Consider the following 25,794-nt stretch of genomic DNA (forward strand, 5'->3'; position numbering starts at 1 on the left):
AATGGATATAACAACGAAAAAAACTGCAGGCAATTTCACCATTGTCTACAGTCTTTTTCCTTTCACATGAGCGCTAGTTGCTGCCTGTGATGTATTTCGCTTTCGCTTTGTTGTGCTCATTTAACGTTTTCGTAAAGACGACTTCGCCATTTTTCTTTGCTAGGAAGTAAACAAAATCTGTTTTCTCTGGATGGAGTGCTGCTTTCCAAGAAGATTCTCCAGCATTGGCAATAGGTCCAGGCGGCAGCCCTTTGTTTGTATACGTATTATAAGGTGATTTCACTTTTAAATCTTTGTAATAAACACGGGACTTATGCTCGCCAAGCGCATAAAGAACGGTTGGATCTGTTTGAAGCGGCATGTCCTTTTTCAACCGGTTATAAAACACACTTGAGATTTTTGCCCGGTCTGTTTTTTCGGTTGCTTCCATTTCTATTAGGGATGCCATCGTTAGGACATCATGGATGGACATCTTTCTCTTTTTCATGTCCTTTTCGTACGTTTTCACATATTGATCTGTTTGTTTAATCATCGTGTCAATGATGGTTTCAAGTGATTCATCCTCACGATAAAACGGATACGTCGCCGGGAATAAATATCCCTCTAACGGATGCTTGACTTGTTTCCCGTTCACTTGTGATGTCACCGTTTTCGGGTATTTTTTCATCAATTTTTTAATAAAGGCTGGATCATCCAGCTTCGCTTCAACTTCTTTCGCTGAAAAATTCGTCTGGTTTGCAATAATGGCTGCAATATCAGACAACTGTTTCCCTTCAGGTATCACAAGCTGAAATGCGTAGTCTGTCCCGCCAGATGTCAGCTTTTGAATCAGCTGATCCGCATCCATTGTTTGTTTGAGATGAAAATAGCCCGCTTTAAAGCCTGACGCTTTTTTGTACTTTGCATAGTAAGTGAAAATCGTGTCATTTGAAATCAGTTCATTTTCTTTTAAAATGCTCGCAATTCCACTGACAGATGTCCCATTTGGAATATGAATATTAATGGTTTGTTTGCTTTTTTGATCGACCGGCCCGAGTGCTGATTTTACATATAAAAAACCTGATAATGCTGCAATGATGATCACAGCAAGTACAGATAACAGGACGATCCCCATTTTTCGTTTAAAAAATGGTCGTTTCTTTTGTTCTGAAAACATGCATGGCCCTCCTCACATCTAGCTTTTATAGTACATGATTCGACGGAGTTCGGCAATTACTTGCTCATGCATGTCATGACAGAACTTGCCATAGTGTGGCTAAACCGACACCGCCTCCACTTCCAATTGCAGCCATGACATAACTTCCATTCGGTAAGGCGCGGGCTTCGTAAAACAGTCTCACCATCATAGCAGCTCCCGAGGCGCTATATGGATGCCCAAGACAAAGCGCACCGCCTCTTTTATTGATACGGTCATAAGGAATACCTAGTGTCCGGGCAATGAGTACTACTTTGAGCGCAAACGCTTCATTGATTTCAAAAAGTGCAACATCTTCTATCTTCACCTGTTCTTTATGTAAAAGTTTCTTGATTGCATCAATTGGTGAAGCAGCAGGATAATGCGGGTCCATAGCGGTCACGGCACTCCCGATATACCGCAGCATAGGGCTGAAGCCTTTTGCCTCCGCTTCCGCTCTTTCCATCACAACGACGGCAGCTGCACCATCTGCTTCTTTACAGCTATTGGTCACAGTCACAGTACCTTTGCCTGGTAAAAAGACAGGTTTTGCCCGCTTTATCAAGCTTGCAATCGGTCTTATTTTAGCTGCCGCTTCATCTGTGCTCATCCCGCCAATCGGAACAATTTCTTCTGAATACGTTCCTTGCTTGAATGCGGTTATACTTCGTTCCCAGCTTAAAAGTGCATAGTCATCTTGCTCTTGTCTCGCAACTGAAAATCTCGACGCCGTCAGCTCTGCCGCTTCGCCCATATGAGGGTCCCCTATCCACTCTGGAGAAAAGCGGGCCCTTTCTTTCATTGGTGACCGAGAAATGCTTTCCGTTCCACCAGCGATATACATTGATCCCTCCCCCGACTGAATCATGATGCACGCTGTTCTAATGGCTTCAAGACCGGAAGCACACTGCCTATCAATGGTCATACCCGGAATATGTAATGAAAGCCCTGCTTCTAACGAGGACAGACGGGCAATGTTGCCACCACCCCCGACGACATTGCCTAAAATGACGTCATCTGGCTTGGTCACGTTTGAAAAATGCTGGATCAAGGGCGCAGCTAGATGCTCTGGCCGGTAATCCTTCAACATTCCATTTTTCTCACCGAAGGGCGTCCGCTTCGCTTGTACGATCACCGCTTGCATAATAGTTGTTCCTCCGCCCACTTTTTCATACTGGCACGAGCGATTTTCCCTCCTGATGTTTCGATCATTTTGTCCGTGACGAGCCATTTTTTTGGTACTTTGTATGCCGCTAATGTTTCTTTTACAGCTTGCCGAATGGTTTTTGTTTGTTGTACATTCTCAATAATGGCAACAGGGATTTCGCCCCAATATGGATCAGGAAGTCCAATCACGATTGACCGATTCACCTCTGGCTGTTCATTCAGCACACGTTCAATTTCCTCTGGAAAAATATTCAGTCCCCCATAGACAATCATGCCATTCTCGCGGCCGCTCATATACAAGTAACCATCCTCGTCAAGCCACCCCATATCATAAACGGTCAACCACTCTGCGGGCGGCTTTTTATCTTGTAAATAGCCTGAAAAAGACATTGGGCTTTTCACATAAATTCTCCCTATTTCATTTGGCTTGCAAACGGTTTGATCTGCCCTCCTGACTTCAACCTGAATAGAAGGAAAAGGCTTTCCGACAGAAGTAGGCTTTTGCAAAAAATCATCTGAAGATAAATAGGAGACAAAACTCAATTCTGATGTTCCATAAAAATCAAAAAATGTGATGTGGGGATAGCGGTTGACGAGCTGTTTTTTTGAAGTGTTTCCCCAATCTGCACCAGAAGACAGGACAAGAAGCGGATGTTTTCCGAAGGCATCCATTTGCAGTAACGATTCTGTCATGGTCGGAACCGTATAAATAGCCGTGATGTCTCCTCTTTCTAAGATGTTCTTTGCTTTCTCTGGCACAAATTTTTCTAACAATGTCACGGTGCCGCCGAAATAAAGTGTGCTGATCGCACCGTATAAAAAATGAGAGGATAAAAGTGTGCCCAAAATCAGTACATGATCTTGATGTGTGATCCCAAAGACGGAAGCTGTCATTTGAAAGCTCTCGATCCATGACTGCTGGCGTCTTATAAAGGCTTTGGGCGATCCCGTTGATCCTGAAGTAAATCCCATATAAAAAGCAGGATCTTCCTCCGGTTCACCTTTGTTCGATTGAACGTTTATGCTGAGGCTGATTCTTTCTTTCCATTCAGATAAAGAGAGCACTGGCATATCCAGCTTGTACTTTTCAATCCTTTTGATATATCGATCTTCCACAATGACAAGGTCCGCGTCGCTTAATAAGAGCTTTTCCGCGCATTCCTTGTCACTCCACCGCGGATCAAGAGGCACCGCTGTCCATCCTGCAGAAGCTGCGCCAGCAAATAGTTGGAGAAACGGAACACCATTTGATACTAAAAAAGCGACTCTTTTTTGCTGATGAGGCATTTCTTTTAACCATTGTGCAGATGACTGGACACGCTTATGCCATTCTTCATAAGTAATTTTCTCTTTTTTATCTATGATCGCCATCTGATCTGGCTTCACTTTTGCATGAGCTGCATAGCTTTCCGTTATTCTCATCAAACTGCTCGCCTCCCTCTATGTAAGTCCCTTTTTCGATAAGACATCGCTTGAATGATTTTCACCGTGAAGACAGCACATATCCCTGCTTTGATCAGATCACCCGGTAAATAAATGACACTGAACAGAGCTGCTTGCGTGATCTTTATATGCATCATCATGGCTTGAAAGGGAATTCCGCCTATATATAATACCCCGATACTGCATACCGCATAGATCAAAAATAGTCGTAAGGCCGTCACTTTCTTTAGCCGGTTCAGCCACAGGCTGATCATAAAGGCAGCCACTGGATAAGCAAGTAAAAAACCACCGCTTGGTCCAAAAAAGACACCTATTCCGCCTCTCCCTCCAGATAAAAGAGGTGCGCCTGCTGCCACTATTAGAAGAAACAGAAGTAAACTAATCAGCGCTTGCTTTGGTTTTAACAGCCCTCCAGCAAGCAAAAGACCTGCGGTTTGCATTGTGATTGGTACAGGTGTAAACGCAAGAAAAATAGGCGGAATCAACCCTAACATCCCAATAACTGCTGTCATTAATGCCATTTGCATCATATCGTGAATTTTCAATTTTCATACTCCTCACTCGATGTTTTTGATAAAAATAGCGTAAAAGGTCGAGTGATATATGTCAACTAAATTTCAATAATAGTTTACATATAGAATGTAAAAAAAGACCTGTGAAGAAAGATCACAGAGATCATGTTCACAGGCCTTTTATTCGTTCTATTCTTCTTCGTCTTCTTGATCTAAGAACGTATTTAACGTTTCTTCAATCATGTCCCACTCTTCATCCGTTTCAATTGGCTCTAATTCGCCATCTTCACCGTCTTCGTTTGGTGTGAAGCTTGATGCATGAATTTCAATTTCTTCGTTATCTTGTTCAGAAATTGGGTAGTAAAGAACATATGATTTGTTAAAATGGTCGCTTTCAAAAGTAAATAGTACTTCGCAAAGCTGCTCATTTCCATTATCATCAACGATTGTAATTTGCTTTTCTCCGTGTTCCATTTGATTCACCTCATTTTAATTTAAGCTGTCTAAGTACCCTTGAAGGATCATAACAGCCGCCATTTTATCAATGACTTTTTTACGCTTTTGTCTGCTCACATCTGCAGAGATGAGCATTTTTTCTGCTGCCATCGTTGACAGACGCTCGTCCCAAAGCACAACAGGAACATTGTACGTGTTTTCTAACACTTTCGCAAATGATTGGCTGGCCTCGCCTCTTGGACCGACCGTACCGTTCATATTTTTTGGAAAACCAAGGACAATTTTATCCGTTCCATATTGCGAGACGATCTCAGACAGGCGGCTGAGACCAAAGTCTCCGCCTGCTTCATCAATTTTAATGGTTTCAATCCCTTGAGCTGTCCATCCCATTTCATCACTGATTGCCACACCAAGGGTTTTCGTGCCTAAATCTAAGCCTAAAATTCTCATGTTTTACGCCTCTTTATGTGTCTCTAAGTACGATTTAACCAATTCCTCAATTAATTCGTCTCGTTCTAGTTTACGAATTAGGTTGCGTGCATCCTGATGTCTTGGAATATAAGCAGGGTCGCCTGACAGCAAGTATCCGACAATTTGATTGATCGGGTTGTATCCTTTTTCTTGGAGTGCGTCATAAACTGTTATGAGCACTTCATTCACATTGGTTTCAGCTGAATCATCAGAGAAGTTAAACTTCATTGTCTTATCAAATGAACTCACTGCTTCTTGCACCTCTCTTCCAACATTCTACTAGCAAGCTTTTTTCTAACCGCTCATCTAATACCATTATTCTACACTACATTGACTGATTATAAAACGGATTTGACAGATTCTTCGACAGTTGCCAGTGCTTCTTCAAGCTTTTCTGGCTGTTTCCCGCCTGCTTGTGCCATATCTGGGCGTCCGCCTCCGCCTCCGCCGCAAATTTCAGCTGCCTGCTTCACAAGTTTTCCTGCATGAAGACCTTTTTCAATGACGTCTTTTGTCACACCGGCTGAAATGTTGACTTTTCCATTTTGAACGGCACCAAGTACGATGACAGCTGAACCTAATTTCGCCTTTAAGTCATCAACCATCGTTCTTAAATGGTTCATGTCTTTGGCGTTTACTTTTTCAGTTAACACGTTCACTCCGCCAACTTCGATGACTTTTTCTAAAATAGAGCCAGCTTCTGCTTGACTTAATTTCGCAAGAAGTGATTCGTTTTCTCTTTGAACTTCTTTTAAATCAGCCTGCAAGGAAGCGATGCGTTTTGGTACATCTTTTGTATTTGATTTCAGTTCATTAGCTGCCTTTTCTAAAATCGCAAGCTGATCATTTAATTCTTCATAAGCACCTTTACCTGTTACAGCCTCAATACGGCGTGTTCCAGCACCAATACCCGATTCAGATGCAATTTTAAACAATCCGATCTCCGCAGTGTTTTGAACGTGACAGCCTCCGCATAACTCGATGCTGTAATCACCCACTTGCACAACACGGACAATATCGCCATACTTCTCGCCAAACAGCGCCATTGCGCCCATTTCTTTTGCTTCAGCAATTGGTTTCAGGTCAATGGCAACCGAAATGCCTTCCCAAATCTTTTCGTTGACGATTTTTTCAATTTGTGACAATTCTTCTTTTGTTACTTGTCCAAAGTGAGAAAAGTCAAAGCGAAGTCTGTTTTCATTCACAAGTGAACCCGCTTGGTTAACGTGGCTGCCCAATACATCTTTTAGCGCTTGGTGCAAAAGATGTGTCGCTGTGTGATTTTTCACAATGCCTTTTCGAAGCGCTGATTCGACTTCTGCAGTGACTTCAATGCCTTTTTGAACCGTACCACTTACGACGACTCCTTCGTGGACATGCTGGCCGTTTGGCGCCTTTTTCACATCTTTGATATCAATGATCGCTTCGGCACTTTTTAACGTTCCTTTATCCGCCACTTGTCCGCCGCTTTCCGCATAGAAAGGTGTTTCATCTAATAAAATTTGCACCGTTTCCCCTTCGTGTGCTTCTGTGACAATTTCACCGTTTTGAAGCAATTCGATAATACGAGCATCTGCAGTTAAATTTTCGTAGCCAACAAACGTACTTTCTGCTTTTATATCGCCTAAAGCCCCGCCTTGAACCTGCATACTGCCCACATCTTGTCTGGCATTTCTTGCACGTTCACGCTGCTTCTCCATTTCTAGCTGGAAGCCTTCACGATCGACTGTCATGTTCTCATCTTCAGCATATTCTTCTGTGAGTTCGACCGGGAATCCATATGTGTCATAAAGCTTAAACACATCTTTACCGGAAATTTGTGAGCTGCCATTGTCTCGTTCTTTTTTGATCACTTCTGATAAAATGGCTAACCCTTCATTCAGTGTCTCATGGAAACGCTCTTCTTCATTTTTGATCACTTTTGCAATAAATTCTTCTTTTGCTTGAACATCTGGATAGAAATCCTTCATGATCTCCGCAACAACTGGAACTAGATCATACATGAATGGACGGTGGATATGGATCGTTTTTGCATAACGCACAGCACGGCGCAGCAAACGTCTTAACACATAACCTCGGCCTTCATTAGAAGGAAGTGCTCCGTCACTGACGGCAAAGGCAACAGTACGAATATGGTCAGCAATGACTTTAAATGCTGTGTCTTTTTCTTTTGACTCCCCATAGCTTTCTCCAGAAATCGTTTCTACTGCACGAATAATCGGCATGAACAGGTCTGTATCAAAGTTCGTCGGTACGTTTTGAATCACAGAGACCATACGCTCAAGACCCATTCCTGTATCAATGTTTTTCTTCGGAAGCGGTGTATATGTACCATCTGGATTATGGTTAAATTCAGAAAAAACAAGATTCCATACTTCTAGATAACGTTCATTTTCTCCGCCTGGATATAATTCAGGGTCGTTCATGTCGTTGCCATATGCTTCGCCGCGATCATAGAAAATTTCTGTATTCGGACCACTTGGCCCCTCGCCAATATCCCAGAAGTTGCCCTCTAGACGAATAATTCGTTCCTCAGGGACACCCATTTTATCTCTCCAAAGAACATATGCTTCTTCATCCTCTGGATGTACCGTTACAGATAACAGATTCGGATCAAAGCCAATCCACTCGTCACTTGTGAGGAATTCCCAAGCCCATTCGATTGCCTCTTCTTTGAAATAGTCTCCAATAGAGAAGTTGCCCAGCATTTCAAAAAACGTATGATGGCGTGCTGTTTTCCCTACATTTTCAATGTCATTTGTACGAATTGATTTTTGTGCGTTGCAAATACGTGGATTCTCAGGCACAACGCGGCCATCGAAGTATTTCTTTAATGTTGCCACCCCGCTGTTAATCCATAAAAGTGTTGGATCGTCATGCGGTACGAGGGACGCACTCGGTTCGACAGCATGTCCTTTTTCTTTAAAAAAATCTAAAAACATTTGACGTACTTGAGCTGAAGTTAAAGTTTTCATCATAAATCCTCCCTTTTTATTCTCAATCTTCACACAAACGAAAAAACATCCCGCCCTATGCAAGCAAAAAACTACTTACACAGGGACGAGATGCTCTCGCGGTACCACCCTGATTATAGACATATGCGTCTATCACCTTCACATCCGATAACGCCGGAAGAGAGCGGCAGTGTTTATCTGCACTCGGGACTAGCTTCCGTTAAAGGTCTGATAAGGCTTTTCTCAGCAAACAAAGCCTCTCTCTGCAACAGCTTTTTAACGTACTCGGGTCCGTCATTGAATTCAATATGTATGAATCGAAATTATTATAGACAACTCGGCTCGTCTTGTCAATGAACGCTTCGTCTCATGTGAATATATTGCACAATAATGACCCTCATAATGGCTGCGGACGGTACGGCTAAAATCATTCCAATCAAGCCAAACAGCTCACCTCCAGCGAGTAACACCAGCATGATCACGACAGGATGCATATGCAGGCTTCTCCCGACAATGATCGGACTCAGTACATTGCTTTCTAAAAATTGAAGCACGGCTACTGTAATTAGCACAATGATCACTGACTTCACTGAGATGGTAAAAGCGATAAAGACAGCTGGGATCGCTCCAATAATCGGACCAAAATACGGAATGACATTCGTTGCACCGATTAACATACCTAGTACAAGCGGATATGGAATATGAAACAGCCAAAGAACAATGGCAGCAGCTCCCCCAATTAAAGAACAGACAAGCAATTGCCCTCTAATATAATCCCCAAGTGAGTCATCCACTGCTTTCACAAAGGCATGTCCCCTTTTTCGAAAGCTTGGCGGGGTTAAATACCATGCTGCCCGCTTCATCGTGTTCATATCTTTCACCATATAAAAGACAAGAAAAGGAATAAGTGCAGCAACTAAGGCGTAATCAAGCAATACTTTACAGCTTAGAATCATCCGCTCTGCCCCATTTGCGGCATACGTTTCAGATTGGACAATAAAACGATCCAGCCGTTCATGCAGTCCATCAGGCCAGTGGCTTGTATGACGATGAACATGTGATAAAGCACCATTATACGTTTCGGCAAGCATGGGAATTTGCTCCGACAATTCATTTAACTGAGCGATTAAAACCGGTACCCCTTTATACACAGCCAAACCAATGCCGCCAAAAAACAGCACATATATCAATAAGAGACTGACCGTCCTTGGCAAACCTCGCTTATGTAGTCTTTCAACAATTGGATAAAGAAGATAAGAAATAAAAATAGCGATAAGAAGCGGGATCAAAACCGCTTTGAGCAATAAAAAAATAGGCATCCATAACTCGTCGAGCTGAACCAAAATGAGTAAAGACGCAAGGACAAGCAGTACACCTGCAGCATATATTAGAAACTCGATCGGACGTTTCTTCACCTTTTTCACCTCTCTTCTTATTGTTTAACCAACTTCTGCAATTATCCATGTAAATAAAATTTGTCCTAACTTTGTTAAAAATGAATACACATGAAACATACGGCTCCATCCAAAGTCACTGTTTGCTGTAAAAATCTCGTTAGAAAATATTCCATTATTTTCTTATTTTCGCCTCATTTATGCTAGAATCCGCTTTAGCTCAATCATTAGAAGAGGAGGTTCTTCATGATCACATTCGAAGAAGTCAACAAGCATTACGGCCAGTTCCATGTACTTAAGGACATTAACCTACATATTCAAAAAGGTGAGGTTGTTGTGATCATCGGTCCTTCAGGATCTGGAAAAAGCACGATGCTCAGGTGTATCAATCGTCTTGAAAGCATTGATGAAGGAAAAGTCCTTGTCAATCAAGTGTCTGTTCAGCATCCGAAAACCAACATCAATCTCATCAGGCAAAATATCGGGATGGTGTTTCAGCACTTCCATCTTTATCCGCATAAGACGGTGCTTGAAAACATTATGCTTGCGCCGATGAAGGTTAAAAAAGTGAGCAAAGAAGAAGCAAAGGAAACAGCTGAATTTTATTTAAATAAAGTTGGCATTCCTGAAAAAGCAGACACCTACCCTTCTAGACTCTCAGGAGGACAGCAGCAGCGTGTGGCAATCGCAAGGGGACTTGCAATGAAACCTGAGGTCATGCTTTTCGATGAACCAACATCAGCTCTTGATCCAGAGATGATCGGTGAGGTGCTAGATGTGATGAAACAGCTGGCAAGGGAAGGAATGACAATGGTCGTTGTCACACACGAGATGGGGTTTGCCCGTGAAGTCGCAGACCGTATTGTGTTTATTGATGAAGGAAGAATTCTTGAAGAATCTACACCAGCTGCCTTTTATGAAAAACCGCGCGAGAAACGCGCTCAGCTCTTTTTAAGCCGTATTTTAAATCACTAGGGGGAATGAATTTGATGAAAAAAATGAAACGCTTTGGCCTATTACTGTTGATGACTTGCTGTATGATCGCTCTCGCTGCCTGCGGCTCTGCCGAGAAAGGCTCAACCGATGCAAAACAAGGTAGCTCATTAGAAGCCATTAAGAAAGACAAAAAAATCGTTTTCGGTGTGAAAAACGATACTCGTTTATTCGGTCTAAAAAATCCTAGTAGCGGGGATATTGAAGGGTTTGATATTGATATCGCAAAAGCGATCACTAAAGAAATGCTCGGTGATGAAGGAAAAGCAGAATTTAAAGAAGTGACATCTAAAACAAGGATTCCTTTACTGCAAAAAGGAGATATTCATGCCATTGTTGCCACAATGACGATCACAGAAGAGCGTAAAAAAGAGGTCAATTTCTCAGATGTTTACTTTGAAGCAGGACAATCACTGCTTGTGAAAAAAGGCAGCGACATTCAATCGATTGATGATCTAAAAAAAGGTACGAAGGTGCTTGCAGTGAAAGGGTCCACTTCTTCTCAAAACATTCGCGAAAAAGCACCAGAAGCATCCGTTTTAGAATTTGAAAATTACCAAGAAGCCTTTACAGCCTTAAAATCAAATCAAGGGCAAGTTCTGACAACTGATAATGCAATTTTATTTGGCATGGCAGACGAAGATTCAAATTATGAAGTCGTTGGCGGAACATTTACCGATGAGCCTTATGGAATCGCTGTGAAAAAAGGCGATGAAGAATTGACAGAAGCCATTAATAAAGCGTTAAAGGCATTAAAAGACAATGGAGAGTATGACAAGATTCATAAAAAATGGATCAAAGAATAATCAATTGACTCGATCAACCTCAACACCCTCAGGAGAGCCGCTTGCCGGCTCCTCTGTTGATTAGGAAGGAAGTGAACTGATTGCTGCGGTTTTCCATTTTAACTGAGAACTTCCATCTTTATTTAGAAGGGTTTAAATATACGATTGGTGCAAGTGTCATTGCGTTGATTGGAAGCTTTTTCATCGGTACACTCATTGCCATTATGAGAATTGCGCCACTAAGGCCGCTCAACTGGTTAGGGACGGCTTACGTGGAATTTATTCGGAATATTCCGTTATTATTGATCACCTTTGTGTTCTTTTTTGGTTTACCGGTACTTGGCATTGTGGCAGATGGCTTTACAGCAGGAACCATTGCCCTCTCCATTTATACGTCTGCTTTTATCGCTGAAGCCATTCGTGCAGGTATACAAGCTGTACCGCTTGGACAAATGGAAGCAGCTAGAGCTTCTGGTCTGTCCTATGGCGGAACGATGCGATATATTATTCTGCCGCAGGCAATCAAAATTGTCATTCCACCACTTGGGAATCAATTTATCAACCTTGTGAAAAACTCGTCTATTTTAGGTGTCATTGCAGGGTTTGATCTGATGTACCAAGGAGACCTTATCGCTTCGAGAACGTTTGTGACATTTGATGTATACATCTTTGTTGCCATGTTCTATCTTCTATTGACCATTCCGCTTAGTCTAGGCGTTGGTTATTTAGAAAAAAGATTAGCCCGAAGCCACTAGAAAGGAGGAAACACAATGGATTTTATAGGTGCCTACCAGCCCGATCATCTCGCCTTTTTACTTGAAGGATTTGCTGTCACCTTAAAAGTGGCTTTTATCTCCATCATTTTAAGCTTTATCATCGGATTAGTCGTTGGCACATTGAGGTTCGCACAAATCCCTATTTTATCAAAGGTGCTTGCGGTCATTGTTGAAACCGTTCGGAACCTACCGCTTTTGCTGATCATCTTTTTTACGTATTTCGCCCTGCCTGAAATTGGCATTAAGCTGAGCATCACGGCCTCTGCCATTGCGGCTTTAACCGTGTTTGAATCCGCTATGCTGTCAGAAATCATTCGCAGCGGATTAAAATCAATTGATAAAGGACAAATCGAGGCGGCCAGATCCTCTGGTTTAACCTATATTCAAACATTAAAAATGATTATCATGCCACAGGCGTTACGCCGAATGGTACCGCCGATTGTCAGTCAATTTATTTCTCTTTTAAAAGATACATCGCTCGCCGTTGTAATTGCCCTTCCAGAGTTATTGCATCACGCGCAGATTTTAAATGGTCAAAGCCAATCTTATTTACTTCCTATTTTCCTCTTGGCGGCCATGATGTACTTTGTTGTCAACTTCAGCTTGTCTATACTTGCACGGAGATTAGAGTACAGGCAGGCATAAAAAAAGGACATCCGCTCATGGTGGATGTCCCTTTTTGTTTAAAGCATTCGCATAACTCGTTTTCTCATCTTTTTCATATCCCGCTTAGATGGCATATCATATCGACTTGCAAAGTGATATGCGAGTGCACCTGCACCAAGCGTTAATAGTGAAGAAGTCATTTTGCCCATTCGAAATTCCCCCTTAACACTTATAGTTGAATTGAACGTTCATCGTCACTAAACAGGTCGTCTAAACTGCTTAGTGTACCGTCTTCCTCCACTTGGTGAGTAGATATTTTGCCTTTTGACAGTGTCAATTCAATAAAACAGCCCCAGCAATAATATTGATTGACCCCAATTTTTCCGATGTCTTTACATTTGCAATTTGGGCAAATGAGCATATTCAGCACCTCTTTACGTTCGGTTTAGAACAAGTGCTTCCTTTTGAACATCCATCAAGGTTCCGGCAGCATGCAGCTGCTTTCGAATCCCTGATAGCTCTGTAAAGAAGCCGTCCGAGAGTTCATATGCTACGATTGTGCCCGAATTCATGCAAAAGTATACATCTTCCAAAACACCTAATGTTTCACCATCTGGCGTACGGATCATTTTCTTTTTTAATTTCGAAAAGAAAAAGGATGGGGCGGTGGTATCTATCTCGATGCCCTTCTGGCAGCTCACATATAGACCTTTGTCTGTCAGTTTGTCGCCAGCTGAGAATGGAATGAAAGCACAGTCTTTCTTTTTCCCATCTAAAACATATCCCCCGCAGCTGCCGCCGGCTAAAAAGCAAATATCTTTGATCGCCCCAAGTGAATAAGACAGCTCGTCTGTATAGATCGTCAGTCCTTCAAGCTCTCGACATGTTCTCAAAATGTGATCAACCACCTTTTCGGAACAGTCTTATCGTGTGCGTTTCCTCTATGACTCATACGAAGAAATGGCTTCCATGAAGGAAGCCATCAGCGTGTAGACAAACCCTCGCATTCTTTGTCAGTCCTGCGTGCTGGTGCTCACGAATGTCAAATTCGTTCCGCGCCAGTACTCGTCCTTCCTAGGGCTGCAAAGTTTTCTTTCACGCTGAAAAAAACAAAGGGCTAAAATCAAGTTCATTTTAGCCCTTTGTTTAACAATATGATGGCTTCCATGGAAGCCATTTACTCTTGCATAAAATCAAACGGGGTGATTCCCTCCATACCAATATTGGCATCGTGTACGCTGAAAGGAAGTTCTTTTTGGAGAGCTGCTAGTTCAGCATCCATGACTTCTTCCGTTTCAGTAAGACGCATGGTTAAAGACGTTTGTCTGAGGGAGTCTTCATTATTTTTTACGCCCCACTCTAATGCTGATTCCTCACCGCACAAAATTAAAAACTTTTTACTTCGTGTAATGGCCGTGTAAAGCAAATTTCTTCGAAGCATTCGATAATAACTTCTCACGACTGGCAGCACCACGATTGGGAATTCACTGCCCTGGGATTTATGAATCGAGCAACAATAAGCGTGTGTAAATTGATGAAAATCTTTTTTCGTAAACGTGATTTCATTTCCATCAAAGGAGATGACCGCCATATCTTCTTTTTCCGTGTTTTCTTTCGCATAAAAGATCGAGACAATTTCGCCAATATCTCCATTAAAAATGTTATTCTCGGGCTGATTGACAAGCTGAAGTACCTTATCACCTGTCCGGTAGACGACATCACCAAAAGGAATTTCTCTTCCTTTTGGCTTTTTAGGATTCAAAATTTGCTGAAGCATTTTATTCAGTTCATTAATGCCTGCTTTTCCTTTATACATCGGGGCAAGCACTTGAATGTCCTTTGCTGAATACCCCTTTTGAGCAGCATTGCTGACCACTTTCTCGATGACTTCTTTCATTTGGTCACTAGAGCATTGAATAAAGGATCGATCCTTCGAGCGTGCAGTAATATCCTTTGGCAAAACACCATTTTTCATATCATGCGCAAGCTCAACAATTGTTGAACCGTCTGCCTGCCGGTAAATATCAGTTAGTGTAACTGCCGGTATAGCTTGTGACGCAAGCAGGTCTCTTAACACTTGACCAGGTCCAACAGATGGAAGTTGATGTTCGTCTCCAACCATAATGACTTGAATATGATCTGGGATCGCCTTAAACAAATGGTTCGCCAGCCAAATATCCAGCATACTCGATTCATCAATGATGACAAGCTTTCCTTCAATCGGCTGGTCTTCATCATGTGAGAAGCCTTCTGATCCATTCCAGCCTAGCAGCCGGTGAATGGTCACAGCAGGAAGTCCAGTGGATTCTGTCATTCGTTTCGCAGCACGTCCAGTTGGTGCGGCAAGCACGAACGGAAATGCTTCATCTTTTTTATAATCACCCGGGTCAAGAGAAACGCCGTGAAGATCGCTGTAAAGCTCGACAATCCCTTTAATGACCGTCGTTTTCCCTGTACCCGGTCCGCCTGTTAAAAGCAGCATTGGAGACATGAGTGCCTTTTGAATGGCTTCTTTTTGGGTTGGTGCATACTGGACACCAAGCCGTTCCTCCAGTTCACCGAGTGCAAGCAGAAATTCTGATTCAGGAAATTGATCTGCATATTCTGTTTGAGAGACAATTTTTTGAATACGTTTTGCCACACTTTGCTCCGCATAAAAGAGCGACGGATGATAACAGCGATCATCTTCAATGATCATGTCTTTCCCTTCACCAAGTGCAATGATCTGATTGGCAACGTCCATTTCAGTCACTTTGTAGTCATTGCCTGTTTGATTCAGCAATTTACGGGTTTCGATGATCAGATCTTTCGTTTGTATGTACGTATGACCGTCTTGCAGGCTTGCTGTCTCAACGGTATACAAAAGGGCTGCACGAATGCGTTCTGGATCATTTCCAGATATCCCTGTTCTAGCGCCGAGTTCATCTGCTTTAATAAATCCAATCCCCTCGACGTCTTTGACGAGCTGATAAGGGTTTTCTTCAATTTTCTGCAACGTTTCACTCTCGTACGCTTGGTAAATCTTCATACTAAGCTGAGGACCAAAGCCATATTGATTCAGGCTGATCATAATTTGCTCAAGCCCTTGATGCTCCTGAAGTGCGGCAGCCAGCTTATCAGCCTTCTTTTTTGACAGGCGAGGGACGTCATACAAAACAGACGGATCACGCATAATTTGATGAAGCGTCTGATTGCCTAGCTTGCCGACGATTTCTTCCGCTGTCTTTTTTCCAATCCCTTCAAACAAGTCACTAGAGAGATAATGAATGATGCCTTGCTTTGTTGTAGGGACTTCCTTTTGAAAATGAGTGGCTTGAAACTGCTCGCCAAACTTCGGATGACTTGTGACCTTGCCATAGAAGGTGTAGGTTTCCTCCTCATGAAGCGCTGGGAAGTACCCTGTGACAGATGCTGTTTTTTCCTCTAAATTCTCTGATGTTTCAATGACTTTTACTTTTAACACCGAGTATAAATTACTTTCGTTATGGAAAATAACGGCTTGAACCGTTCCTTTTAAAAACGGTTCATCTTCAAGCTTCATTTGATCTGGATGTTCCTGCACAGGTCTTCCCTCCTTCCGGTTATTCTGCCTCTTGAATCAGCTTTTGCGCATGCAATGCAAGCATATGATCAGGCTGCACGTCAATGGCTTTTCCTAGCATTTCAAGCGCTTCGTCCTTTTTCTCTAAATACGCATACGCAACACCTGCATTATAAAAGGCGTCTGCATGCTGCGGATCTCGCGTAATCACTTCAGTAAAGACTGCGACCGCTTCCTCCAGCAGATGTTCATTCGCTAAGCACATGCCAAATTGAAATCTTGCTTCGTTATCTTCTTCGTTTAGCTCAACTGCACGCTGAAGATAAGGCATCGCAAGCTTTGGCTGCTCTAATTTCATCAGTGTCTGCCCTAACATATAAAACAAATCACTGTTTTCCATTCCAGCTTGTAGCGCTTGCTCAAAATAGTCTTTCGCTTTCATAAAGTCTTCTTTCATCGTGTAGACATTTCCTGCCCCATAATAAGCTGCAGCTGCTGTATGATCAAGTTCAATGGCTTTTTGAAAGAAGTTCAATGCACGTTCAAATTCATGAACACTTGAAAGTAAATTCGCAAAGTTAATATATGGAACCGGGTCCTTTGGGCTTTCTTCAATGGCTTTCGTAAAAGCTTCAGCTGCCTGTTCGATGTTCCCTTGATTTAAAGCTTCAATACCGATTTCGTTATGATTCATTCGCTCTCTTCATCCTTTCATTAAAAAACCTCAACAGCGACGTTGAGGTTTTTAACACATGTTACACATACGACAGCTTTTGGCCATCTTTAAAGACATCGTCAATGGTCCCGCCGCCAAGACATTCTTCGCCATCATAAAAAACAACAGCTTGTCCTGGAGTGACAGCACGAACGGGTTCATCAAAGATCACCATTGCTTCCTGCTCACCTGTCATTTTGACTTTTACATGATGGTCTTCTTGACGGTATCGGAATTTCGCTGTGCATGTGAGTTCACCGTTTTCGCCGACAATATGAGGACGAGTCCAGCTGATGTTAACAGCTGAAATACTTTCAGAGTATAAAAGCGGATTGTGGAAGCCTTGTTCAACAAATAAGATATTTTTCTCTAAGTCCTTCCCAACAACAAACCACGGATCACCGCTTCCGCCAATGCCAAGTCCTTGGCGTTGACCGATCGTGTAATACATGAGTCCATCATGTTCACCTTTTACTTCTCCGTCCATTGTCTGCATCACACCGGGCTGTGCAGGCAAATATTGGCTAAGGAACGTTTTAAAGTTTCTTTCCCCAATAAAGCAGATGCCCGTAGAATCTTTTTTCGTTGCTGTTGCGAGCTCTGCTTCTTTCGCTAATTCACGCACTCTTTTTTTCTCTAAATCGCCGATTGGGAACAACACTTTATCAAGTTGTTCTTGAGTCAGCTGATTCAAGAAATAAGTTTGGTCTTTGTTTGTATCAAGACCTCTTAGCATTTTCACTTCATCGCCGGTTCTGTCGACACGGGCATAGTGGCCTGTTGCCAAATAATCCGCTCCAAGCGACAATGCATGCTCAAGAAATGCTTTGAACTTAATTTCTTTATTACACATGACATCTGGATTCGGCGTTCTACCTGCTTTATATTCATCAAGAAAATATTGAAACACTTTGTCCCAATACTGTTTCTCGAAATTTACTGCATAATATGGGATTCCAATCTGGTTACAAACACGAATGACATCCTCATAGTCCTCCGTTGCTGTACATACACCATTTTCATCTGTGTCATCCCAGTTTTTCATAAATATGCCGATCACATCATAGCCTTGCTCCTTTAACATGAGCGCAGCAACTGATGAATCGACGCCTCCGGACATGCCGACCACAACTCTTGTGTCTTCAGGTCTTTTTGTCATCTTCATCAACTCCAATTTCAATGAAACAACGTGCGCGTTTCGTTCTTCAGGTGCCTGCTGTTTCATTTTTCACACACGAACAAAAGGGGAGCATTTATTTGGCTAGGCGTTTCACGACAGCCGCTATCTTATGCGCCGCCTGCTTCACATGTTCCTCTTCATTTCCAAGACCGAAGCTAATTCTGACTGAGGATGTCAGTTCTTTTGCTTCTTCACCATACATGGCGCTTAATACGTGCGAAGGAAGGACAGATCCAGCCGTACATGCTGACCCGCTTGAAACAGCAATCCCTTCCATATCTAAGTTCACAAGTAACGATTCAATAGAAACGCCCGGGAAGTGGACATTTAAAATATGCGGCAATGTCTCTTTCGGATGTCCATTGATAGAGAAATTGAGTGATTCCTCTTCGAATACTTGCAGCATCGCTTCTTTGAGCTTACCATAATGCACTGCTTTTTCTCTTCTATTTTGCTTTGTTAATTGAACTGCTTCTGCAAGTCCAATGATTCCCGCCACATTTTCAGTGCCAGCACGGCGTTTTCTCTCTTGTTCTCCTCCGAATAGCTGCGGAGAAAGTTTTACACGCTCATTGACGTATAAAAAGCCTGTTCCCATCGGGCCATTTAGTTTATGACCGGACGCAGATAAGAGGTCGATATGAAGTTCTGTGACATCAATTGATATTGTCCCAAATGCCTGTACAGCGTCTGTATGAAAATGAGCAGCGTGATCATGCAAAAGTTGACCAATTTCTTTGATTGGCTGGATCACACCCGTTTCATTATTGCCGTACATGATGGTCACAAGAATTGTATCGTCTCTTAATGCTTGTTTTAATTGATCAAGATGAATCAATCCAGTGTGATCCACATCTAAATACGTCACATCAAAACCAAGCTTCTCTAAGCGTTCGCATGTATGCAGCACTGCATGATGCTCAGTTTTTGTTGTGATGATATGTTTTCCTTCATGCTGCCTTGCCATTGCCACACCTGTAATGGCCAAGTTGTCTGCCTCTGTTCCCCCGCTTGTGAGGATGATCTCCTGCTGCTTACAGTGTAATTCTCCTGCAATGACTTCCCTTGCTTCATCGAGCCACTTTCTTGCCTCGCGCCCATATGAATGAATACTAGAGGGATTGCCAAATATCTCTGTAAAGTAAGGCATCATCTTGTCCACAATTCGCTGATCCATCGGCGTTGTGGCTGCATGATCTAAATAGATACGTTCCATTTCCGGTACACCTCTGATCTAAATATAGAACATATACGCCTCTTGATCCTCGTCATCTTTATAGCTTGCCAAGTCTTCAAGAGTTGTATTGTCTAGTACGTCTTTTACTGCATCACGAATACGAATCCAAAGTGCACGCTTTGCTGGCTCTTCGTTTTCGATCACTTCTACAGGACTAATAGGTCCTTCTAATACTCGAATAATATCACCGGCTGTAATCTCGTTTGGCTCATGGGCAAGCACATAGCCGCCATACGCTCCGCGGATACTTTTTACAAGACGAGCATTGCGAAGTGGTGATACAAGCTGCTCTAAATAATGCTCAGACAAATCATTGTTTTGAGCGATTGATTTTAATGATGTAGGGCCTTCGCCATGTTTTTTGGCTAATTCGATCATGATCGTCAGACCATATCTGCCTTTAGTAGAAATTTTCAAGTTAAACACCTCTGCGTTTTCTATTTCTATGTCATCAATTTTTTTCTGATTTCATATACGCTTATATAGACCAAAAGCAATTATATCATACTTTTAGCCAACTTTCATTTGCGGGTTCTGAGCTCAAAACGAGGACGCATCCCTTTTCTATTTGAAGAAATTTCGGTACTCTATACAAACAAGACATTGCTTTAGGAGAGATAATCATGAAACCTTTAGCGTATCGGATGCGCCCAAGTCATATTGGAGACATTATTGGGCAGGAGCATCTCGTTGGAGAAGGTCAAATTATTAGACGAATGGTCGAGGCGAAACATTTGTCCTCGATGATTTTATACGGACCGCCGGGAATCGGCAAAACATCCATTGCCACTGCAATCGCTGGCAGTACAAGCATTGCCTTCCGTACATTGAATGCGGTGATTCATAACAAAAAAGATATGGAAGCTGTCGCCGCTGAAGCGAAAATGAGTGGTCAGGTCATCTTGATTTTAGACGAAGTCCACAGACTCGATAAAGGGAAGCAGGATTTCCTTCTTCCGTATTTAGAAAATGGCATGATCATTTTAATTGGCGCGACAACAGCTAATCCGTATCATGCGATCAACCCAGCCATCCGTAGCCGGACACAAATATTTGAGCTGAAGCCGCTGGAAACAGAGCAAATTAAAACTGCATTATCTCGGGCTTTACAGGATGAACATCGCGGGCTTGGCGGTTATTCGGTCAAAGTTGATGAGGAGGCAATGAATCATTTTGCAAATGGATGCGGAGGAGATGTGCGTTCCGCTTTAAATGCGCTTGAACTAGCCGTCTTATCGACAAAAGCGGATGAATCTGGACAGATCACGATCACTCTAGCTGCAGCAGAAGAATGTTTACAAAAAAAGAGCTTCTCGCATGATAAAAACGGTGATGCCCATTATGATGTCCTCTCGGCTTTTCAAAAATCCATTAGAGGATCTGACGCAGATGCTGCGCTGCATTACCTTGCAAGACTCATTGAAGCGGGAGACCTTGAAAGCATTTCGAGACGATTACTTGTGATGGCTTATGAAGATATTGGCTTAGCCAGCCCGCAGGCAGGGCCACGTGTGTTAAGCGCTGTTCAAACAGCTGAGAGAGTTGGTTTCCCAGAAGCACGAATTCCACTCGCTAATGCCGTGATTGAACTGTGTCTTTCTCCAAAGTCAAACTCCGCTTACCAAGCGATTGATGCGGCACTGCATGATATTCGCACGGGGAAAATTGGTGAAATTCCCGTTCATTTAAAAGATGCCCACTATAAAGGGGCAGCAGCACTTGGAAGAGGCGCCGATTACTTATATCCGCACGATTATGAAAATGGCTGGGTGAAGCAGCAATATTTACCTGACCCGCTGAAAAACAAGCAATATTATGAACCAAAGCAAACTGGAAAATTTGAAGGTGCACTAAAGCAAGTGTACGAAAATTTAAGACGGCAAAAATAAAAAAAGCCCCCTGCTCTAAGCAGGCGGGCTGTTTATTTATCTTTCACACGTGTAATCGGAATGTCTTTTAACAGTTTCATAATGACATGACCACCCATGATCAGTCCAGCCACAGATGGAACAAAAGCATTGGATGATGGCGGCATTTGTGCCTTACGAATTTTCGCTTCATCATTTCCCACTTCTTTTCTCACATCTTCACGAATGACAATCGGACTTTCATCAGAGAAAATAACTTCAATTCCCTTACGAATGCCTTCCTTCCGCAGGCGTGTTCTAACGACTTTCGCAATTGGGTCTGTATGTGTTTTCGAGATGTCATCAATTTTAAAACGTGTCGGATCTGTTTTATTTGCAGCACCCATACTCGAAATAATGTTCACATCGCGTTTCAGGCACTCTTTCATTAAATGAATTTTATAATGAATTGTATCTGATGCATCAATGACATAATCAAGTGGATACTCAAAGAATTGTTCATATGTTTCTTCTGTATAGAACATTTTGAGCGCAACAACTTCACATTCTGGGTTAATATCAGCAATTCTTGCCTGCATTAAGTCAACTTTAGGCTGACCAACCGTTGATAGCAAAGCTGGCAGCTGCCTATTTACATTTGTAATATCAATATCATCTTTATCAACAAGAACAATACGGCCAACACCTGAACGAGCAAGGGCTTCTACTGCAAAAGAACCTACGCCGCCTACTCCAAGCACTGCAACTGTACTGTTTTTTAATATATTTAAGCCTTCCTTGCCAATGGCAAGCTCGTTTCTTGAAAACTGATGTAACAAGTGCCTCACTCCACCTTTATTTAAAATGAATCGAAAGAATCATATCATATTCAGCGTTCTCCGTCATCCTTCTCAAATAGAAAAAAACACAAAAAAGTCCCGATCACGCCGCCAGCCTTTCCTTCGTTTTGAACCCCGCACCATGCAGGTGGGTGCTTTCTTCCTCACTTTATAAGTCCTCAGAAGAGGCATTTATGCAGAAAGGAAAGGCAAGCTCCCGTAGAAAAAAATGTTCGGTCAAAACTAGGTAACCACCGTACGTATCAGGACTTTATTTATTGGTTGATGAAAGCATATCATAGGCATGTCCCTTTTTCAAGCGTTTACATGCCTATAAACATGCGCCTATTTTACTGTTTTACTTTTGTTTTAATCGCCAAACTCAGTTCATCTAGCTGCGCTGTGCTTACAGTGCCAGGAGCATCTGTGAGAACACAGCTTGCACTTGCCGTTTTCGGGAACGCAATGGTATCTCTTAGGTTAGATCGGCCGGCAAGCAGCATCACTAAGCGGTCAAGTCCAAGCGCAATTCCGCCGTGCGGAGGCACACCATGCTCAAATGCATCAAGAAGGAAGCCGAACTGATCGTACGCTTCTTCTTTAGAAAAGCCAAGTAAACCAAACATTTTCTCTTGAATGTCCTTTTCAAAAATACGAATAGAACCTCCGCCAAGCTCATAGCCGTTCAGCACAAGATCATACGCTTGAGCTTTCATATCTTCTGGACTTGTTTCAATTAATTCAAGATCATCACGAACTGGCATTGTGAAAGGATGGTGGGCAGCATAGAAGCGGCCTTCTTCTTCATCTTTTTCAAGCAGCGGCCAGTCGACAACCCATAAGAAATTGAAGACAGACTCATCGATGAGTTTAAGCTCTTTGCCAAGTTTTAAACGAAGTGCGCCAAGCGCATCATGGACAACAGACGTCTTATCTGCAACAAAGAGTAAAAGGTCGCCTTCTTCAACTTGAAGCTGTTCTTTTAATTCTGCTTGTTTTGACTCATCAAAGAATTTAGCGATTGGTCCTTTTAACTCTGTCCCTTCAGCTTTTAGCCAAGCAAGACCTTTTGCACCATAGTTCGCTGCAAATGCACCAAGTGCATCGATGTCTTTTCTTGAATAGTTTGCTGCAGCCCCTTTGACATTAATGGCTTTGACAGCTCCACCATTGTTTACAGCACCGCTGAAGACTTTGAAATCTGAGTCTTTTACGGTGTCTGAAATGTTGACAAGCTTCATGTCAAATCGGGTATCTGGCTTGTCAGAACCATAGGAATTCATCGCTTCATCGTACGTCATACGAGGTAATGGCAATGTCAGGTCAACACCTTTGACATCTTTCATCACCTTTGCCATCATCTCTTCAGCAAGCGTCATGATGTCTTCTTGGCTCATAAAGGACATTTCAATATCGACTTGTGTAAATTCCGGCTGACGGTCAGCACGCAAGTCTTCATCTCTAAAGCAGCGAGCGATTTGATAGTAGCGGTCCATCCCAGACACCATAAGCAATTGCTTAAATAATTGCGGAGACTGCGGCAGCGCATAGAATTCTCCTTCGTGTACACGGCTCGGCACAAGATAGTCCCGCGCACCTTCTGGCGTACTTTTTGTTAAAATTGGCGTTTCAATGTCTAGAAAGCCGTGATCATCTAAGAAATGGCGGAATGCTTTTGTGACTTCATGTCGCATTTTCATCGTTTCAAACATCGCAGGGCGGCGAAGATCTAGGTAGCGGTATTTTAAGCGCACATCTTCTGATACCTCATCTGCTTGATCAGAAATCACAAATGGAGGCGTCTTGGCTTCATTTAAAACAGTGACTGTGTCGACTTGAATTTCAATTTTACCTGTTTTTAAATTTGGGTTGATCGTGGCTTCTTCTCTTGCGACCACTGTCCCTTTAATATCAAGGACATATTCATTCCGAATCGATTCTGCTGTCTCAAGAGCCTCTTTTGATTGGTCTGGATGAAAGACAACTTGCACAATGCCTGTACGATCACGCAGGTCAATAAAGATTAATCCACCAAGGTCACGACGTTTTTGTACCCATCCTTTTAATACAACGGTTTGACCAATTTGGTCTTCTGTTACTTCTCCACAATAAAAAGTTCTACCAAACACAAACATTCCACTCCTTCTTTACGCTTTCTGGTGGGCTTTCATCATTTGAATCAGCTCATCAAGCTTCACTTCAATTTGTTCACCCGTTGTCGTATCTTTTACATTTACAATTTGCTGCGCCAGCTCATCTTCACCAAGAACTGCAATAAACTTGGCTTTCGAGCGGTCTGCGGCTTTAAATTGTGCTTTTAGCTTTTTCCCTGTATAGTCCATTTCACTTGAAATGCCTTCTTTTCTTAAGCGATTCAATAAGCCAACAGCATAATCTTTTGCTTGATCTCCTAATGCCGCAATGTATAAATCAATGCCGTCTTGAACAGGAAGCTCAATCTTCTCTGCATCAATCGCTGATAGGAAACGTTCAATACTCATCGCAAAGCCGATACCTGGTGATTCAGGACCGCCAATTCCTTCAACAAGTCCATCATAACGGCCGCCGCCGGCTAATGTTGTAATCGCGCCAAAGCCTTCTGCATTACTCATGATCTCAAAGGCAGTGTGATTGTAATAATCAAGACCGCGCACTAAGTTCGGATCGACGACATATTCAATGCCTAGATCGGTTAAGTATTGTTTTACTTTTTCAAAATAAGTCCGTGATTCTTCATTTAAGTAATCTTGAATGGATGGTGCCGTTGCCATCAATTCGTGATCGCGGTCCTTTTTACAATCAAGAATACGCAATGGATTTTGATGTAAACGAATTTGGCAGTCGTGACAGAATTCATCAATTCTTGGTTCAAAGTGCTCGACAAGTGCTTGACGGTAATCTGCACGGCTTTCTTTGTCACCAAGGCTGTTAATGACGAGTTTTAAGTTGGAAAGACCCGCTTTCTCATACACACTCATCGCTAATGAAATGACCTCTGCATCAATGGCAGGATCTTTTGAACCGATCGCTTCAATTCCGAATTGATAAAATTGACGATATCTTCCCGTTTGCGGACGCTCATAGCGGAACATTGGTCCAATGTAGTACAGCTTTGTAGGCTGTGCAGGCTGTGCAAACAGTTTATTTTCAACATAAGAACGGACAGTTGAAGCTGTTCCTTCTGGGCGAAGTGTGATGCTACGTCCTTTTTTGTCTTCAAATGTGTACATCTCTTTTTGAACGATATCTGTTGACTCGCCTACTCCTCGTGCAAACAGTTCCGTATGCTCAAAAATCGGTGTGCGGATTTCTTTGTACTGAAAGGCTGCACATGTATCTCTCGCAATTTGTTCAACATACTGCCAGCGTTCTGATTCTCCCGGTAAAATATCCTGTGTGCCTCTTGGAATATTAAAACTCATTTTTCGTCCTCCTACGACCATCATTCATTTTTTATGTGGACATATAAAAAACCCCCGCCTCTACTATGTGTATAGTAGGGACGAGAGTTATACCCGTGGTGCCACCCTAGTTGGAACATGATCTAGTCATGTTCCCGCTCAAATCCTTAACGCAGATTCACGTTCTCCGCCTAATGACTCATTTTTTGAGTGTTCAGCAGGAAACCTACAGAGTGTTCTTTCGTGATAAATGCCATGCGGATTCGCTTTCAGCCTAAGGCGATTCCTCTCTGCTCACGCAAT

Annotated in this window: 25 protein-coding genes, 1 other RNA gene and 2 other annotated features (1 of these 28 only partly in view); of the genes, 5 read left to right on the forward strand and 21 right to left on the reverse strand. The window is 42.6% G+C overall.

The window, feature by feature from the left end; translation table 11 throughout:
• Window positions 1–73: 73 nt before the first annotated feature.
• The 9 genes from mltG to BA79_RS06405 form a co-directional block, all read right to left on the reverse strand.
• Window positions 74–1,156, reverse strand: a complete 1,083-nt coding sequence (gene mltG, locus BA79_RS06365) for an endolytic transglycosylase MltG (protein ID WP_035701691.1) — start codon at window positions 1,154–1,156, stop codon at window positions 74–76.
• A 73-nt stretch (window positions 1,157–1,229) separates the two neighbouring features.
• Window positions 1,230–2,318 carry an acetyl-CoA C-acyltransferase gene (locus BA79_RS06370; RefSeq protein ID WP_035701694.1) on the reverse strand — a complete coding sequence of 363 codons (1,089 nt, stop codon included), beginning with the start codon at window positions 2,316–2,318 and terminating at the stop codon, window positions 1,230–1,232.
• The gene (locus tag BA79_RS06375) at window positions 2,306–3,763 is read right to left on the reverse strand and encodes an acyl-CoA synthetase (protein WP_035701697.1); all 1,458 of its coding nucleotides are present in this window, start codon (window positions 3,761–3,763) and stop codon (window positions 2,306–2,308) included. Before BA79_RS06375 ends, BA79_RS06370 begins: the two co-directional genes overlap by 13 nt.
• Complete coding sequence (locus BA79_RS06380; protein WP_035701698.1) at window positions 3,763–4,329, reverse strand: biotin transporter BioY; 567 nt, start codon at window positions 4,327–4,329, stop codon at window positions 3,763–3,765. Before BA79_RS06380 ends, BA79_RS06375 begins: the two co-directional genes overlap by 1 nt.
• 156 nt (window positions 4,330–4,485) lie before the next feature.
• Complete coding sequence (locus BA79_RS06385) at window positions 4,486–4,770, reverse strand: DUF1292 domain-containing protein (RefSeq protein WP_017358102.1); 285 nt, start codon at window positions 4,768–4,770, stop codon at window positions 4,486–4,488.
• A 15-nt stretch (window positions 4,771–4,785) separates the two neighbouring features.
• Window positions 4,786–5,202, reverse strand: coding sequence for a Holliday junction resolvase RuvX (gene ruvX / locus BA79_RS06390; RefSeq protein WP_003216519.1), 417 nt, complete (start codon window positions 5,200–5,202; stop codon window positions 4,786–4,788).
• Between the two features lie 3 nt (window positions 5,203–5,205).
• Window positions 5,206–5,472: an IreB family regulatory phosphoprotein gene (locus tag BA79_RS06395; protein WP_024718370.1), complete on the reverse strand. Its 267-nt coding sequence runs from the start codon at window positions 5,470–5,472 to the stop codon at window positions 5,206–5,208.
• A gap of 89 nt (window positions 5,473–5,561) precedes the next feature.
• Window positions 5,562–8,198, reverse strand: a complete 2,637-nt coding sequence (gene alaS / locus BA79_RS06400; RefSeq protein WP_017358103.1) for an alanine--tRNA ligase — start codon at window positions 8,196–8,198, stop codon at window positions 5,562–5,564.
• Window positions 8,199–8,276: 78 nt separating this feature from the next.
• Window positions 8,277–8,484: a binding site (T-box leader), on the reverse strand.
• Between the two features lie 43 nt (window positions 8,485–8,527).
• Window positions 8,528–9,592, reverse strand: coding sequence for an AI-2E family transporter (locus BA79_RS06405; RefSeq protein WP_035701703.1), 1,065 nt, complete (start codon window positions 9,590–9,592; stop codon window positions 8,528–8,530).
• A gap of 225 nt (window positions 9,593–9,817) precedes the next feature.
• Between BA79_RS06405 and BA79_RS06410 the strand changes: the two genes are divergently transcribed.
• The 4 genes from BA79_RS06410 (at window position 9,818) to BA79_RS06425 (ending at window position 12,770) form a co-directional block, all read left to right on the forward strand.
• A complete protein-coding gene (locus tag BA79_RS06410) occupies window positions 9,818–10,546 on the forward strand; it encodes an amino acid ABC transporter ATP-binding protein (protein WP_007501456.1) in 729 nt (242 codons plus the stop codon).
• Between the two features lie 14 nt (window positions 10,547–10,560).
• Complete coding sequence (locus BA79_RS06415; protein WP_008342689.1) at window positions 10,561–11,370, forward strand: transporter substrate-binding domain-containing protein; 810 nt, start codon at window positions 10,561–10,563, stop codon at window positions 11,368–11,370.
• A gap of 80 nt (window positions 11,371–11,450) precedes the next feature.
• Complete coding sequence (locus BA79_RS06420; RefSeq protein WP_007501460.1) at window positions 11,451–12,104, forward strand: amino acid ABC transporter permease; 654 nt, start codon at window positions 11,451–11,453, stop codon at window positions 12,102–12,104.
• Between the two features lie 15 nt (window positions 12,105–12,119).
• On the forward strand, window positions 12,120–12,770 hold the full coding sequence (locus BA79_RS06425) for an amino acid ABC transporter permease (protein ID WP_008342693.1): 651 nt from the start codon (window positions 12,120–12,122) through the stop codon (window positions 12,768–12,770).
• Window positions 12,771–12,808: 38 nt separating this feature from the next.
• Here the strand turns inward: BA79_RS06425 and BA79_RS18965 are convergent, their stop codons facing one another.
• The 8 genes from BA79_RS18965 to cymR all read right to left on the reverse strand — a co-directional run bounded on the left by BA79_RS18965 (window position 12,809) and on the right by cymR (window position 19,821).
• Window positions 12,809–12,940, reverse strand: a complete 132-nt coding sequence (locus BA79_RS18965) for a YrzQ family protein (protein ID WP_008342695.1) — start codon at window positions 12,938–12,940, stop codon at window positions 12,809–12,811.
• 20 nt (window positions 12,941–12,960) lie between these two features.
• Window positions 12,961–13,152, reverse strand: coding sequence for a hypothetical protein (locus BA79_RS06430; protein ID WP_003216308.1), 192 nt, complete (start codon window positions 13,150–13,152; stop codon window positions 12,961–12,963).
• A gap of 13 nt (window positions 13,153–13,165) precedes the next feature.
• Window positions 13,166–13,624: a PRC-barrel domain-containing protein gene (locus BA79_RS06435; RefSeq protein ID WP_008342703.1), complete on the reverse strand. Its 459-nt coding sequence runs from the start codon at window positions 13,622–13,624 to the stop codon at window positions 13,166–13,168.
• A 284-nt stretch (window positions 13,625–13,908) separates the two neighbouring features.
• Complete coding sequence (recD2, locus tag BA79_RS06440; RefSeq protein WP_035390959.1) at window positions 13,909–16,293, reverse strand: SF1B family DNA helicase RecD2; 2,385 nt, start codon at window positions 16,291–16,293, stop codon at window positions 13,909–13,911.
• A 19-nt stretch (window positions 16,294–16,312) separates the two neighbouring features.
• On the reverse strand, window positions 16,313–16,966 hold the full coding sequence (locus BA79_RS06445) for a tetratricopeptide repeat protein (RefSeq protein ID WP_008342707.1): 654 nt from the start codon (window positions 16,964–16,966) through the stop codon (window positions 16,313–16,315).
• 61 nt (window positions 16,967–17,027) lie between these two features.
• Window positions 17,028–18,146, reverse strand: a complete 1,119-nt coding sequence (mnmA, locus tag BA79_RS06450) for a tRNA 2-thiouridine(34) synthase MnmA (protein WP_008342709.1) — start codon at window positions 18,144–18,146, stop codon at window positions 17,028–17,030.
• A 94-nt stretch (window positions 18,147–18,240) separates the two neighbouring features.
• On the reverse strand, window positions 18,241–19,383 hold the full coding sequence (locus tag BA79_RS06455) for a cysteine desulfurase family protein (protein ID WP_035701708.1): 1,143 nt from the start codon (window positions 19,381–19,383) through the stop codon (window positions 18,241–18,243).
• Between the two features lie 18 nt (window positions 19,384–19,401).
• Window positions 19,402–19,821, reverse strand: coding sequence for a cysteine metabolism transcriptional regulator CymR (gene cymR / locus BA79_RS06460; RefSeq protein WP_008342713.1), 420 nt, complete (start codon window positions 19,819–19,821; stop codon window positions 19,402–19,404).
• Between the two features lie 206 nt (window positions 19,822–20,027).
• On the opposite strand from cymR, the gene BA79_RS06465 reads away from it, so the two are divergent.
• Entirely contained in the window at window positions 20,028–21,293 is a 1,266-nt protein-coding gene (locus tag BA79_RS06465; RefSeq protein WP_035701711.1) for a replication-associated recombination protein A, read from the forward strand.
• Window positions 21,294–21,325: 32 nt separating this feature from the next.
• On the opposite strand, the gene BA79_RS06470 is transcribed toward BA79_RS06465, so the two are convergent.
• From BA79_RS06470 to hisS, 4 genes are all read right to left on the reverse strand, one after another.
• Window positions 21,326–22,090 carry a tRNA threonylcarbamoyladenosine dehydratase gene (locus tag BA79_RS06470; RefSeq protein ID WP_008342718.1) on the reverse strand — a complete coding sequence of 255 codons (765 nt, stop codon included), beginning with the start codon at window positions 22,088–22,090 and terminating at the stop codon, window positions 21,326–21,328.
• Window positions 22,091–22,182: 92 nt separating this feature from the next.
• A non-coding RNA gene (ssrS, locus tag BA79_RS18970) (6S RNA) lies at window positions 22,183–22,363 on the reverse strand.
• Between the two features lie 77 nt (window positions 22,364–22,440).
• The gene (gene aspS / locus BA79_RS06475; protein WP_035391010.1) at window positions 22,441–24,219 is read right to left on the reverse strand and encodes an aspartate--tRNA ligase; all 1,779 of its coding nucleotides are present in this window, start codon (window positions 24,217–24,219) and stop codon (window positions 22,441–22,443) included.
• An 18-nt stretch (window positions 24,220–24,237) separates the two neighbouring features.
• A complete protein-coding gene (gene hisS, locus BA79_RS06480; protein WP_017358112.1) occupies window positions 24,238–25,512 on the reverse strand; it encodes a histidine--tRNA ligase in 1,275 nt (424 codons plus the stop codon).
• 73 nt (window positions 25,513–25,585) lie between these two features.
• Window positions 25,586–25,794 (reverse strand) — a binding site (T-box leader); it runs 31 nt beyond the window's last position.

This window comes from Bacillus altitudinis 41KF2b, from assembly GCF_000691145.1.
Taxonomy (GTDB): Bacteria; Bacillota; Bacilli; order Bacillales; family Bacillaceae; genus Bacillus; species Bacillus altitudinis.